Annotated in this window: 11 protein-coding genes; 7 read left to right on the top strand and 4 right to left on the bottom strand. The window is 57.8% G+C overall.

Annotated elements, in window-relative coordinates; translation table 11 throughout:
• Nucleotides 1-77: 77 nt before the first annotated feature.
• Nucleotides 78-1,310, top strand: coding sequence for an Nramp family divalent metal transporter (locus C8D90_RS09825; RefSeq protein WP_115458277.1), 1,233 nt, complete (start codon nucleotides 78-80; stop codon nucleotides 1,308-1,310).
• 66 nt (nucleotides 1,311-1,376) lie between these two features.
• On the opposite strand, the gene C8D90_RS09820 is transcribed toward C8D90_RS09825, so the two are convergent.
• A complete protein-coding gene (locus tag C8D90_RS09820; protein ID WP_115458276.1) occupies nucleotides 1,377-1,700 on the bottom strand; it encodes a hypothetical protein in 324 nt (107 codons plus the stop codon).
• Nucleotides 1,701-2,022: 322 nt separating this feature from the next.
• Here C8D90_RS09820 and C8D90_RS09815 point away from each other — a divergent pair, with 322 nt between their 5' ends.
• A complete protein-coding gene (locus C8D90_RS09815) occupies nucleotides 2,023-3,687 on the top strand; it encodes an alpha-keto acid decarboxylase family protein (RefSeq protein WP_115458275.1) in 1,665 nt (554 codons plus the stop codon).
• Nucleotides 3,688-3,692: 5 nt separating this feature from the next.
• On the opposite strand, the gene C8D90_RS09810 is transcribed toward C8D90_RS09815, so the two are convergent.
• On the bottom strand, nucleotides 3,693-4,568 hold the full coding sequence (locus C8D90_RS09810) for a LysR family transcriptional regulator (protein WP_115458274.1): 876 nt from the start codon (nucleotides 4,566-4,568) through the stop codon (nucleotides 3,693-3,695).
• Between the two features lie 119 nt (nucleotides 4,569-4,687).
• Here C8D90_RS09810 and C8D90_RS09805 point away from each other — a divergent pair, with 119 nt between their 5' ends.
• Both C8D90_RS09805 and C8D90_RS09800 read left to right on the top strand, forming a co-directional pair.
• Entirely contained in the window at nucleotides 4,688-5,143 is a 456-nt protein-coding gene (locus C8D90_RS09805; protein WP_115458273.1) for a multidrug/biocide efflux PACE transporter, read from the top strand.
• 39 nt (nucleotides 5,144-5,182) lie between these two features.
• The gene (locus tag C8D90_RS09800) at nucleotides 5,183-5,878 is read left to right on the top strand and encodes an aspartate/glutamate racemase family protein (RefSeq protein WP_115458272.1); all 696 of its coding nucleotides are present in this window, start codon (nucleotides 5,183-5,185) and stop codon (nucleotides 5,876-5,878) included.
• Here the strand turns inward: C8D90_RS09800 and C8D90_RS09795 are convergent.
• On the bottom strand, nucleotides 5,873-7,132 hold the full coding sequence (locus C8D90_RS09795) for an ion channel protein (protein ID WP_115458271.1): 1,260 nt from the start codon (nucleotides 7,130-7,132) through the stop codon (nucleotides 5,873-5,875). The two genes, C8D90_RS09800 and C8D90_RS09795, sit on opposite strands and share 6 nt — an antisense overlap.
• A 327-nt stretch (nucleotides 7,133-7,459) precedes the next feature.
• Between C8D90_RS09795 and glk the strand changes: the two genes are divergently transcribed.
• Nucleotides 7,460-8,431 (top strand): glucokinase, encoded by a 972-nt coding sequence (gene glk, locus C8D90_RS09790; protein ID WP_115458270.1) that lies wholly within the window; start codon nucleotides 7,460-7,462, stop codon nucleotides 8,429-8,431.
• 61 nt (nucleotides 8,432-8,492) lie between these two features.
• Here the strand turns inward: glk and C8D90_RS09785 are convergent, their stop codons facing one another.
• Nucleotides 8,493-8,867 (bottom strand): MysB family protein, encoded by a 375-nt coding sequence (locus C8D90_RS09785; RefSeq protein ID WP_115458269.1) that lies wholly within the window; start codon nucleotides 8,865-8,867, stop codon nucleotides 8,493-8,495.
• Nucleotides 8,868-9,621: 754 nt separating this feature from the next.
• Between C8D90_RS09785 and C8D90_RS09780 the strand changes: the two genes are divergently transcribed.
• Nucleotides 9,622-11,121, top strand: a complete 1,500-nt coding sequence (locus C8D90_RS09780; RefSeq protein WP_115458547.1) for a glucan biosynthesis protein G — start codon at nucleotides 9,622-9,624, stop codon at nucleotides 11,119-11,121.
• On the top strand, nucleotides 11,114-13,645 hold the full coding sequence (gene mdoH, locus C8D90_RS09775) for a glucans biosynthesis glucosyltransferase MdoH (protein ID WP_115458268.1): 2,532 nt from the start codon (nucleotides 11,114-11,116) through the stop codon (nucleotides 13,643-13,645). The genes C8D90_RS09780 and mdoH overlap by 8 nt, the downstream gene beginning before the upstream one ends.
• Nucleotides 13,646-13,668 lie beyond the last annotated feature (23 nt).

The following is a 13,668-nucleotide window of genomic DNA, read 5'->3' as shown; positions in this document are numbered from 1 at the left end:
AACTCTCAAATGAGTTTGATAATTATTATCATTTATTTGATAATGATGACATCATCTAAGCAGTAAAGGTCCCGAAAATGCTGAACATCCGCACGATAGATACCTCCGAACGTGCATCACGGAAGATCAAGCTCTCCCTGATGGGACCCGCCTTTATTGCTGCCATCGGCTATATCGATCCCGGAAACTTCGCCACGAACATCCAGGCCGGCGCTGCCTTCGGCTACAAGCTGCTGTGGGTCGTGGTGTGGGCCAACATCATGGCGATGCTGATCCAATTGCTGTCGGCCAAGCTGGGCATCGCGACCGGAAAAAATCTGGCGGAGCACATCCGCGATCGCTTTCCGCGGCCTGCCGTCTGGGCCTACTGGGTTCAGGCTGAAATTATCGCGATGGCGACCGACCTGGCCGAGTTTATCGGCGCGGCCATCGGCTTCAAGCTATTACTGGGAATCTCATTGTTGCAGGGCGCGGTCCTGACTGGCATCGCCACCTTCCTGATCCTGGTGTTGCAGCGTCGCGGGCAAAAACCGCTGGAGCTGGTTATCGGCGGTTTGCTGCTGTTCGTTGCCGCTGCGTATATCGTTGAGCTGGTTTTCTCCCGCCCTGATATGGCGGAGCTGAGCAAGGGCATGCTGTTCCCTGCTTTACCGACGCATGATGCGGTATTTCTTGCCGCCGGCGTGCTGGGCGCGACCATCATGCCGCACGTGATCTATCTTCATTCCTCCCTGACGCAGGCTTCAACCGGCGGCACCAAAGCACAGCGTTACGCCTCAACCAAGCTGGACGTCGCCATCGCCATGACCATCGCCGGCTTCGTGAACCTGGCGATGATGGCGACAGCCGCTGCGGCGTTTCACTTCAACGGGCATACCGGCATTACTGAACTGGATGACGCCTACCTCACCCTGAAACCTCTGCTGGGCAACGCCGCAGCAACGATTTTTGGCCTGAGTCTGGTGGCGGCGGGGCTGTCGTCTACCGTGGTGGGCACCCTGGCCGGGCAGGTTGTGATGCAGGGTTTTATTCATTTCCACATTCCGCTGTGGCTGCGGCGCAGCATTACCATGCTGCCGTCGTTTATCGTGATCCTCGCCGGGCTGGACGCGACGCGCATCCTGCTGTTGAGCCAGGTATTGCTGAGCTTCGGTATTGCCCTGGCGCTGGTGCCGTTGCTGGCGTTTACCGGCAACAAGGCGCTGATGGGGGAAATGGTGAATGGCCGCGGCGTACAGACCATCGGCGGCGGGATCGTGGTGCTGGTTATCGCCCTGAATGCTTACCTGTTGTTGGGTATGCTGTTCTAGCGCGCTGCATGATACACGGGCGTCAAAATAAACCGGCCTCTCGTCCGTGAGCGGCCGGTTTATATTTTACCAACGACGTTCCCGCCAATCCTGGGCGTTGTTATAGCGCCGGTCGTTATATTTGAAATCCGCTTTCTTCCAGCTGTGGTTATTGTTCCAGTCGCGCCCGTAGTGGTTGCCGCGCTCCTGGTGCCAGCGTCCCTGTGAATGCCAGCCGCGCTTATTATCCCAGCCGTGATCGCGGTTGGCGTGGCGTTCATTATTCCAGCCCATATGCTGGCCATGATTATTGTTGCCCCATCCCCGGTCGTGATGCGGGCCGGCGTAGCTTTGGCTCAGGGGGAGTAATGAGCCCAGGGCGATTAATACGGCGATAGCAGGTTTAAACATGTCATTCTCCTTCGGAAAAGAGCAGGGGTGTTACTGTGCCCGGTATCGGGCCGTTGAGAATATATTAACAGGGCAAATGTGGAGAAAATAAGGTGATGGGGGAGATACAGGCGTTAACTCAATAAATTGAGAGTATTCCGGATGAAAAGTATAAGCTTTACTTATTTATTTGTGTTTCGGTAATGTTAAGAAAAGATAAATAATTAACGATTTCGTAAACTTAAATTTACGTGCCTTTAACCTTTGCATTTGGGTTAATTAAGAAAGCTAAAACTATACTTTTGGTGTAGCGACGTCCTTTCCTTTTTCAGGGGTTAACACCATGAGTAAAGCGTACACCGTAGCTGACTATTTAATTGAGCGACTAACGCAACTGGGCATCCGCCACATGTTCGGCGTGCCCGGCGACTATAACCTGCACTTTCTCGATCATGTCGTTGCCCACCCGCAATTAGCCTGGGTCGGTTGTGCCAATGAGTTGAATGCCGCCTATGCCGCCGACGGCTATGCCCGTCATGCTCCGGCGGCGGCCATGCTGACGACGTTCGGCGTCGGTGAACTCAGCGCCATCAACGGTACGGCCGGCAGTTATGCGGAATACCTGCCGGTGATCCATATCGTCGGCGCGCCTTCCGTGGAGGCGCAAAAGAACCGTGCCCTGCTGCACCATAGCCTTGGCGACGGCGACTTCGAACATTTTATGCGTATGGCCGCTGAAGTAACCTGCGCGCAGGCCAGCCTGACGGTGGAAAATGCGGTGGAGGAGATCGATCGCGTGTTGGGCGAAGCGGTGCGGCAGCGCCGTCCCGTTTACCTGCTGTTGCCCAGCGATGTTTCCGAAACCCCGCTGCGTGCCCTGCCGCAGGCGGCGGCAAACATTTCCGCGCCTTGCGCGCCCGACAGCCTGCAGGCGTTTGCCCAGGCAGCGCGGGAGTTGCTGAAAGGCGCGCGCCACACCACGCTGCTGACGGATTTTCAGGCCGGACGCTTCGGGCAGACGGCGGCCTTGCGCAAGCTTGCCGCGTTTCCGGGGCTGGCCGGCGCGACCATGATGATGGGGAAGGGCATTCTTGATGAAAGCCAGGCTAACTTCAGCGGAACCTACACCGGCAGCGCCAGTCTGCCGCCGGTGAAGGCGGCGGTAGAGCAGGCGGACGTGCTTATCAGCGTCGGGGTATGCCTGAGTGATGCGCAGACTGCGGGATTTACGCACCGGATAAATGAGAAAAAACGTATCGATCTGCGGCCGTTTTCCGCCAGCGTGGGCGGCTATCGCTTCGGCCAGTTGCCAATGGGCGAAGCGCTCAGGGTGCTGAACGAGCTGGCCGGGGAATTGGCGGTGGAATGGCGGTTGCGGGAAGAAACCGCGCCGGACGCCCCTCCGGCCAGCGCGGAAACGCTGGACCAGCGCGCGTTCTGGCATCAGATTCAGCAGTTTCTCCAGCCGGGGGATATCATCATTACCGAGCAGGGAACCGCCAGTTTCGGTTTTGCGCATGTTCGTTTGCCGCAAGACGCGTCATTGACTGTGCAGACACTGTGGGGCTCCATCGGCTATACGCTGCCGGCAACGCTGGGAGCGCAGATGGCGCAACCAGATCGGCGTGTGGTTTTGATTATCGGCGACGGGTCCGCGCAACTGACCATTCAGGAACTGGGCACGCTGCTGCGTCAGGGGCTGAAGCCGGTGATCCTGCTGCTGAACAATGACGGCTATACCGTGGAACGCGCCATACACGGCCCGTATCAGAGCTACAACGATATCGCCGCCTGGAACTGGAGACTGATTCCTGCGGCGTTATCGCAAAATGCCCCCTGCAACGTACACCGGGCAGAGACGGTGGCTGAACTGCGTCAGGTGCTGCAACAAATTGATAAACCTGAGGCATTAACCCTGGTTGAAGTTATGCTGCCCAAATACGACGTGCCGGACTTACTGGGCGTGCTGTGCCGCACCATGGAAGCGCGCAACTCAGCGCACGGCTGAGGTTCTCACTTTTTAAGCTTCTGCTGCTGCAAATAGTGGCGGATCCAGCTCCCCGCCGGCCCCGGCGGGGTTTTCTTATTCCAGACCAGGTCGGTGGAGATCAGCTTGGGCCAGCCGGGAACGTTAAGCTGCGTCAGCTGGCCGGAGGTCGAAAAATCATTAACCAGGGTACAGGGGAGGGTGCTCCAGCCGAACCCCTGAACGGTCATGGCGAACAACAGCAGGTAGTTCGGCGCCAACCACACCGGCCCCTGAGCCTGACCGGCGTCGCGCTCAAGATACGTGCTCAGGCGCAGCTCGCGCCAGACCCGCAGATGCTCCGGCGTCAGCACTTCCTGGGACGCCAGCGGGTGAGTGGAGGCGACGTACCGCGCCATCTCGGTCTGCGCCGGAATGCGGATGGCGCCGATGTCGGTCGGATAGGCGTTCCGCGCTTCCAGCAGCCCCAACTGGGCGCGTTCTTTCTGCACCAGATCGATGACGTCCTCATCTTCGCCGGTCAGACATTCAAATTCCGTATGCGGATAATGCTTATCAAACTGATGCATAAGGTCTTCCAGCGCATCGGGATGGAAGGTGTCTGACAGCACCAGGGTCAGGCGCATTTCCGTCGCGCCCGCCAGATGAATCGCCAACTGATCGAGCCGTTCGCTGGCCGCCAGGATGTCCTGCACGTGGCTGAGCACCTGTCTCCCCTGTTCGGTCAGCAGCGGGTGACGGCCGGAGCGGTCAAACAGCGTGACGCCCAGATCGGCTTCCAGGTTGGCGATCGCAGTGCTGACGGTCGACTGGCTTTTATGCAGACGACGGGCGGCGGCAGAGAAGGAGCCTGCCGCAACGGTTTCCACAAAGGCCGTTAGTGCTTCGGGAGAGTAGCGCATGATGTATCTGTTTTATCGATGGTATCTATTTTTAATGTATCCCAAAAAACGATGATAATCACCACCGGCTTAAATGCCGCGCTTTTGAAGTAATAAATATCAAGAGGTTAAATCGTTTTATGCAACAAAACATACAGTCAGGTAAAACGCCGGCGGAACGTGTCTTCCATGCAGTCGGTTTTGAAGTTATCGCTACGGCGATTTGTGCGCCGGTCGCCGCCTGGGCGATGGAGCGTTCGGTACTGGAGATGGGCGGACTGTCCCTGGTTCTGGCTACCACGGCGATGTTATGGAACATCGTGTATAACGCTATTTTCGATCGTCTCTGGCCGGCGGCTAAAACGCCGCGGGTACGTGTTTTTCATGCGCTGGGGTTTGAGGTCGGTTTTATCGTTTTCGGCCTGGCCATCGTGTGCCAGACGCTGGGCGTCGGGATATTGCAGGCATTTATGCTGGAGGTCGGCTTTTTCCTGTTTTTCTTGCCCTACACCGTGGCGTATAACTGGATCTATGACATATTACGTGAACGCTACATGGCGCGTCGCGGGCACAACGCCGCGCTGGACCGGTCCTGATCCCTCAGGGCTGCACGGAGAACAACAGGAGAGAATTCGGTGAAAACGTTGGGGCTGATTGGCGGAATGAGTTGGGAATCTACATTGCCTTATTACCGGATTATTAATCAGGTGGTGAAGTCGCGCCTCGGCGGGCTGCATTCTGCGCAACTGGTGCTGTACAGCGTCGACTTTGCGCAGATTGAAAAGCTACAGATGGAAGGCGACTGGCAGCGGGCGGGAGAACTGCTGGGGCAGGCCGCGCTCAGCCTGAAGGCGGCCGGCGCCGAGAAGCTGGTGCTATGCACCAATACCATGCACAAGGTCGCGGCGCAGATTGAAGAAGCCGCGCAGCTGCCGTTGCTGCATATCGCTGACGCGACGGCGGAGGTGATCCGCGCCAGCGGAATAAACCGCGTCGGCCTGCTGGGCACGCGGTTTACCATGGAGCAGGACTTTTATCGCGGGCGCCTGAGCCAGGCGTTCGGCATTGACGTGGTAATACCGGACGAACCGGACCGGGCGGACGTGCACCGCATTATTTACCAGGAACTGTGCCAGGGCGTGATCAGCGAAGATTCACGGCGTATCTATCGCGACGTGATGCGCCGCCTGGTTGAACAAGGCGCGGGAGGCATCATTCTGGGATGCACGGAAATTGGTCTGCTGGTTCAGGAGGCAGATGCCTCCGTTCCCTTGTTCGACACCGCGGACCTGCATGCCAGAGCCGCCGCGCTATGGTCTGTGGAATCATAACCGGCTTTCAGACCGCGCGGCGGGAGAAGGCTTGTTAACCAGCATCAGCGGTCTGCCCGCCAGGCACCACCAGGCGGGCAACAGCACCAGGCAGAGCAGCGGCAGCAGGACCGGGCTGTGCGCTACCGCTGCGGCCATAAACAGGCTCAGCCAGCCGTCGCGGGTCACGACCAACACCAGCCCGAGGATGGCGCAACTGATCGCCACGGCCGGGGAAAGTGCGGGAAACGCGGCGCTGAGCGCCAAACCGAGGCTGACGCCGGCGAATACCGCAGGAAAGATCCGCCCGCCGCGAAAGCCGCAGCTGGCGGCAATCAACAGCGCCGCCAGCTTAACCAGCGTAATGCCGAACAGCGCAGAGGCGCTGTTTCCGGGAAGGTGCAGTAACTGGCGCATTTCGTCCAGCCCCTTGAACAACGTGACGGGCCCGCCCAATACCCCCAGACACCCCAGAATAAAGCCGCCGCATCCCAGCATCAGCACCGGATGGCGTAAACGCTGAAACAGCGCGTGACAGTGCGGCAGCAGATAAACCACCACCATGCCGATGGCGCAGGCGCACAGCGCGACGCCGCTGCCCATCAACACGTCCGTGAAGCGCGGGGTATGCTGGAAATGCAGGCTGAGGGAAAAGTCCGGCAGGAAAAACTGCTGGGTAGTCAGGGCGCCGGTGCCGGCAGCAATTAACGGGGCAAACAGGCGATCCCAGAACGGTGTTTCTTCCGTTCCGCCCAGTTGCTGAGAAAAGATCAGCGCGGCAGCGACCGGAGAGCCGAACATCGCGCCGATGGTGGCCGATGCCGCCAGAATAACCCACTCCTGATTAGCGGTTTTGGGCATCAGGCGCTGACCGATAATCAGCGTGAGCGCGATATTGATTGCGGTGATCGGGTTTTCCGGCCCCAGGCTGACCCCGCCGGCCAGCCCTACGATCAGGGCCAGCCCCAGTCCCGGCAGCGCGTTTATCGCCAGCGGCATGCCGACCAGGGATTCCGTAGCCGGGTCAGGGCCGCCGTGGCCCGGCATAAAGCGGACGATCAGGCCGACGGCGATGCCGGTCAGCGTCAGGGTGCCGATAATCCATGCCGGGGAATCCGGCCTGACGGCAAATAAGCCAGGCAGGCTTTGCCACAGTATGTGTTGCAACTGAGCTGCGATACCCATCATTCCAATCAGCATCAGGCTGGAAAGAACGCCGATTATCAGTGCGGGGAGCGCCATTTTTATCATCAGGCGTGCGCGGGGATGAAACATATAAGGTGTTCGTCCTGCAACAGTAAATGTGATACCGCCGGATTAAGCGTCGGATCGGCGCTTTTTTATCCGGCCATCTTTTTGCTGAAACGATTTTTGTGATCTGCTTCAATGTTGTGCACCGGATGGCACGGCGGGTGCTGTTGCTGACGGGATTGCTGTGTTTATATGCTGCTGTGTCAGCGCAGTCTGCTGTCTATCCGGGCATGCTGCCGTAAGCATAGCGTCTTTTATTGTGTTGTTAGCTAAAAATTGATTTAAGTAAACCTTGATCGAAACAGACCTTGATTGAAACAACCGTTGATTGAAGTAAACAAAGGGAGAGCCATGATGAGTTACGCCCTGGTCGGGGATGTTGGCGGGACGAATGCCCGCCTGGCGCTGTGCAACCTGAGCGACGGCGCCATTTCGCATGCCAAGACTTACTCCGGCCTGGATTTTGACAGCCTGGAATCAACCATTCGTACCTATCTCCTTGAGCATGATGCTCAGGTCAGTGAAGCCTGTATCGCGATTGCCTGCCCGGTTACCGGCGACTGGGTGGCGATGACCAATCACACCTGGGCGTTTTCCATTGCGCAGATGAAGGCCAGCCTGGGGCTGAGCGTGCTGGAGGTGATCAATGATTTCACCGCCGTGTCGATGGCGATCCCGATGTTGAAAGAGAGCGATCTGATGCAGTTTGGCGGCAAAGCTCCCCAGCGTGATAAGCCCATCGCCATTTACGGCGCCGGCACCGGCCTGGGCGTGGCGCACCTGCTGCATGCCGGCGGGCGCTGGATCAGCCTGCCCGGCGAGGGCGGGCACGTAGACTTTGCCCCCAACAGCGAAGAAGAAGATCAGATCCTGATGGTGCTGCGTAAAGAGTTGGGCCACGTCTCTGCTGAGCGGGTTTTATCCGGGCCGGGGCTGGTGAATTTATACCGCGCTGTTGTCGAGTCGGACAACCGTCTGCCGGAGAACCTGGCGCCGAAAGACGTCACGGAGCGGGCATTGGCTGACAGCTGCACCGACTGCCGTCGCGCGCTGTCGCTGTTTTGCGTGATTATGGGGCGTTTTGGCGGCGATCTGGCCCTCAATATGGGCACCTTCGGCGGGGTGTATATCGCGGGCGGCATCGTACCGCGCTTCCTGGACTTCTTTAAAGCCTCAGGATTCCGTGCGGCGTTTGAAGACAAAGGGCGGTTGAAAGACTTTCTGGAAGATATTCCCGTCTACCTGATTACGCACGGCAGCCCGGGATTGTTGGGCGCGGGCGCTCACCTGCGCCAGCAGATGGGCATGTCGCTGGAACAGTAATTACCTGCAGCGCACGTTAACGAAATCCGGAACCCGCACAGGTTCCGGATTTTTTACCGGGTTAATTACGTTCATCCCATTCGTCCGCTGCGGCTTCGCCTTCTTCGGTGTCCAACGGCGGTTCCAGTTGGAAATCATCCTCATCCCACTCATAAAGCGTATTTTCATCAATCCATTCTTCCCGGAGTTCCGCCTCATCATAGTCATCATCGAACACCGCCTGCGCCGCTTCGCCGCTCAGCATCGGCACGCATTCGGTGCTTTCACCTTCTTCTGCCATGAATTCAGCCTGCCACATAATGTCGCCGTCCTGCATGACGTACTTCTGCAAGTTGAACTGGGCTACCTGTGGGTCGTTTCCGTCATCGGGGCCGTTGGTGATGAAAAGCTCCCTGGCGGCCTCTATGGCTTCATCTAACGTCAGATACATATCCATAAGTGTCCCTCTGTGTAAGTGGTGGTCAGTAAGCGGAGTGATTGCATATCGGTGGAGAGTTTCGTGTTGATAATTGTTGTCGTAATACTCCAGCACGCAAGGAAAAAACGATAAATTTTCCCGTCAGAATACGGTGTGGCGGATGAAATCCTGCTGAAGTAAGGGGAAGAGGTAAACTGATTCTCTGAGCCTTGCGCGTCAGGTCATGATAAAAAAACGGGCTGGCGGTAAAGTTTAACAGAAAAGTCTGTAGTTTTTTTGTCCATAACAAAGCCGGATGGGAATGGGGTAACTGTAAGACTCCGGGCGATTTTTAACCGGCGCAGTAAGTTTATTTGCGTTATTCGGAAAGTTATTACGGCTATTACGAAGTGCGCCAGCTAAATTATTGCATGGATAAAAATACAGTTATTTTCATGCGCTGCGGCGTGTTTATTTCCGCGCAAGACTGAATAATCCGCAATATATTAAGGGAGGAATACCAATAAAAATACCATTGCTTTAATCTCATGATTATTATGTAAAATTTTATTTCTCCGTGCGCTTCGCGCGTAAACTTTCCATGCGGGTTTTGTGATGGCCTTAACAGGCTGTTGTCGGGGAGGGGAGGAATCCATTATTATACCTTTCATCGCAAACGCTGTTTACTTTGTTCTCGTCTCATAAAGTACCTTCAGGGGGGTATGTGCTTACATATTCAATAACCACCCGTACCAAATCTCGCGTGGTTACCGGGCTGGCCGCATCCGTTCTTATGTTATTCGCTGCCGCTCCGTCGTGGGCTTTCTCACTGGATGACGTCGCCAAACAGGCCAAAGCGCTGGCGGACGAAAAATTTAAAGCGCCGAAAAGCAACCTGCCGTCCGAATTCCGGGACATGAAATTCGCTGATTACCAAAAAATTCAGTTCAATCATGACAAACCCTATTGGAAGAACGTCAAAACGCCGTTCAAACTGGAGTTTTATCACCAGGGGATGTATTTCGACACCCCGGTGAAAATCAACGAAGTCACCGCAACCGCCGTTCACCAGATTAAATACAGCCCGGAATATTTCAGCTTCGGCGATGTGAAGCATGACCCCGATGCGGTGAAAGAGCTGGGCTTCGCCGGCTTTAAGGTACTTTATCCGCTGAATAAGGCGGGTAAAAACGACGAGGTGATGAGCATGCTGGGCGCCAGCTATTTCCGCGTCGTGGCGAAAGGGCAGGTTTACGGCCTTTCCGCCCGCGGCCTGGCGATCGATACCGCGCTGCCCTCCGGCGAAGAGTTCCCGCGCTTCCGTGAGTTCTGGATTGAGCGGCCGAATCCCAAAGATAAGCACCTGGTGATTTATGCCCTGCTGGACTCGCCGCGCGCCACCGGCGCCTACCGCCTGATGCTGACGCCGGGTAGCGAGACGAGCGTCGACGTTCAGTCCCGCGTTTACCTGCGCGACAAGGTCGGCGTGCTGGGTCTGGCTCCCCTGACCAGCATGTACCTGTTTGGCGCCAACCAGCCTTCCCCGGTGATGAACTACCGTCACCAGCTGCACGACTCCGAAGGGCTGTCGATCCATGCCGGTAACGGCGAGTGGATCTGGCGTCCGCTTAACAACCCGAAACATCTCTCGGTCAGCACCTTTACCGTGGAAAACCCGAAAGGGTTCGGCCTGTTGCAGCGTACCCGCAGCTTCTCCGAGTATGAAGACCTCGACGATCGCTACGATCTGCGTCCGGGCGCCTGGATTGAGCCGAAGGGCGTCTGGGGCAAAGGCAAGGTGGAACTGGTGGAAATCCCCACGGCGGATGAAACCAACGACAACATCGTCGCGTTCTGGACGCCGTCCAGCCTGCCGGAAACCGGCAAGCCGATTAACCTTGATTACCGCCTGCGTTTCACCAGTGCGGAAGACAAGCTGCACGATCCCGCGCTGGCCTGGGTAAAACAGACTATGCGTTCAACGGGAGACGTGCGTCAGTCCAACCTGATCCGTGAAGCGGACGGCAGCGTCGCTCTGCTGGTGGACTTCGTCGGCCCGGTATTGAAAGCGCTGACGCCGGATGCGTCGGTGACGACTCAGGTCAGCACCGACGACAATGCGAAAGTGGTGGAGAATACCTTGCGCTATAATCCAATCACCAAAGGCTGGCGCCTGGTTTTGCGTCTGAAAGTGATTGATGAGAAAAAACCGGTTGAAATGCGTGCCGCGCTGGTAAAAGACGACAAGCCGCTGAGCGAAACCTGGAGCTACCAGTTACCTGCTAATGAATAAATCCACTGAGAATGCCAACGCCTATCTGGAGGCGTTGGCGCTGAGCGCGGAACAACGGTCCGCGCTCGATGCGCAACTGGGCGCCGGAGAAACGTTGTCGGTTGAAACGATTCATCGTGCTTTGGGCAGCGGGGAAAACCTGCCTGAGCAGGAAGCGCGCGACGTTCCCCTCTGTTCCGTGAAGTCCCGTCTGGCGCTGGCCTGGCCGGGTGAAAAAGAACAACTGACGCACGATGCGGCCGGGCGCACGGCGATCAAGGCGATGCCGACCATCCGCCGCACCTCCATGTTTCCGGAAGTCTGGCGCACCAATCCTTTTGGCCGCCTGTGGGACAGCTTGCTCGGGCGCACCGAGCCGCCGAAGCACACCTTTACGTCAACGGAGGAGGCGGAAGCGGACAAACGCTGGCGCCGCGTTGGATCTATGCGTCGTTGGGTGCTGCTGATTCTGACGCTGTTCCAGACCGTAATTGCGACCTGGTACATGAAGACCATCCTGCCGTATCAGGGATGGGATCTGATCGACCCGCTCTCCGTGTTCGACAAACCGCTGTTGCAGTCCACGCTGGAGCTGCTGCCCTACGTGCTGCAGTTCGGCATTCTGGTGCTGTTCGCCATTCTTTTCTGCTGGATCTCCGCCGGTTTCTGGACCGCGCTGATGGGATTCCTGCAACTGTTGATCGGCCGTGACAGGTACAGCATTTCCGCCAGCACCGCCGGCAACGAGGCGCTGAATCCGGCGCACCGCACGGCGCTGATCATGCCGATCTGTAACGAAGACGTTTCCCGCGTGTTTGCCGGCCTGCGCGCTACCTTTGAGTCGGTGCGGGCCACCGGCCAGCTTGAGCACTTCGATGTGTTCATCCTCAGCGACAGCTACAACCCGGATATCTGCGTGGCGGAGCAAAAAGCGTGGATGGATCTGGTGCGTGAAGTCGGCGGGGAAGGGAAGATCTTTTATCGCCGCCGCCGCCGCCGGGTGAAACGTAAGTCCGGCAACATCGACGATTTCTGCCGCCGCTGGGGCGGGGAATACAGCTACATGGTGATCCTGGACGCCGACAGCGTGATGAGCGGTGACTGCCTGACCAATCTGGTGCGTCTGATGGAAGCGAACCCTTCCGCCGGGATCATCCAGTCCGCGCCGAAGGCGACGGGCATGGACACGCTGTACGCGCGCATCCAGCAGTTCGCCACCCGCGTTTACGGCCCGCTGTTCACCGCCGGGCTGCACTTCTGGCAGTTGGGGGAATCCCACTACTGGGGCCACAACGCCATCATCCGCGTGAAGCCGTTTATTGAACACTGCGCGCTGGCGCCCTTGCCGGGTAAAGGCACTTTCGCCGGCTCCATTCTGTCTCACGACTTCGTGGAGGCCGCGCTGATGCGCCGCGCCGGTTGGGGGGTGTGGATCGCCTACGATCTGCCGGGCAGTTATGAAGAGCTGCCGCCCAACCTGCTGGATGAGCTGAAGCGCGACCGCCGTTGGTGCCAGGGCAACCTGATGAACTTCCGTCTGTTCCTGGTGAAGGGCATGCATCCGGTACACCGCGCCGTGTTTCTTACCGGGGTGATGTCCTACCTGTCCGCGCCGCTGTGGTTCATGTTTTTGGCCCTGTCCACCGCGTTGCAGGTGGTACATACCCTGATGGAGCCGCAGTATTTTCTGCAACCGCGCCAGTTGTTCCCGGTGTGGCCGCAGTGGCGGCCGGAACTGGCGATCATGCTGTTTTCCACCACGTTGGTGCTGCTGTTTTTGCCGAAGCTGCTGAGCGTGCTGTTGATCTGGGCCAAAGGATCCAAAGAATTCGGCGGCCCGATCCGCGTGTTCATTTCGATGCTGCTGGAAATGCTGTTTTCCGTGCTGCTGGCGCCGGTGCGGATGATTTTCCACACCGTGTTCGTGGTCAGCGCGTTTCTCGGCTGGTCGATTACCTGGCAATCACCGCAGCGCGATGATGACGCTACGTCATGGGGCGAAGCCTTCCGCCGCCACGGTTCGCAGCTCATCCTCGGCCTGGTGTGGTCCGCGGGCGTGGCGATTCTCGATCTGCGCTTCCTGTGGTGGCTGTCGCCGATCGTGGTGTCGTTAATCCTCTCTCCCTGGGTTTCCGTGATCACCAGCCGCCGCAGCCTGGGGCAGAAGTGCAAACGGGCCAAATTGTTCCTGATCCCGGAAGAGTATCAGCCGCCGCGTGAAATGTCGGACACGGAACGCTACGTGGAGATGAATCACCAGCGTGAACTGGAGCACGGCTTCCTGCACGCGGTATTCGACCCGGCCTATAACGCGCTGGCGACCGGCATGGCGACCGCACGTCACCGCGTCCATCCGGCGATTGAGCAGTCACGCAATGAAAGGGTCGAAGCGGCACTGAGCCGTGCGCCTGCTGAGGTGAACGCTAACCAGCGTTTATCGCTGCTGAGCGATCCGGTGGCGATGGCGCGTATGCATCAGCTGCTGTGGAGCGCGCCGGATCGTTATCCGCAATGGACCGAGGCCTACCGGCGCCTCAGCGCATAATCCCTGTGTTACGAAACCGGCCT

The sequence above is a fragment of the Enterobacillus tribolii genome, from assembly GCF_003363015.1.
GTDB lineage: Bacteria > Pseudomonadota > Gammaproteobacteria > Enterobacterales > Enterobacteriaceae > Enterobacillus > Enterobacillus tribolii.
Note: the sequence above shows the minus strand (reverse complement) of the source record. Positions and strands in the feature narration are given on the sequence as shown.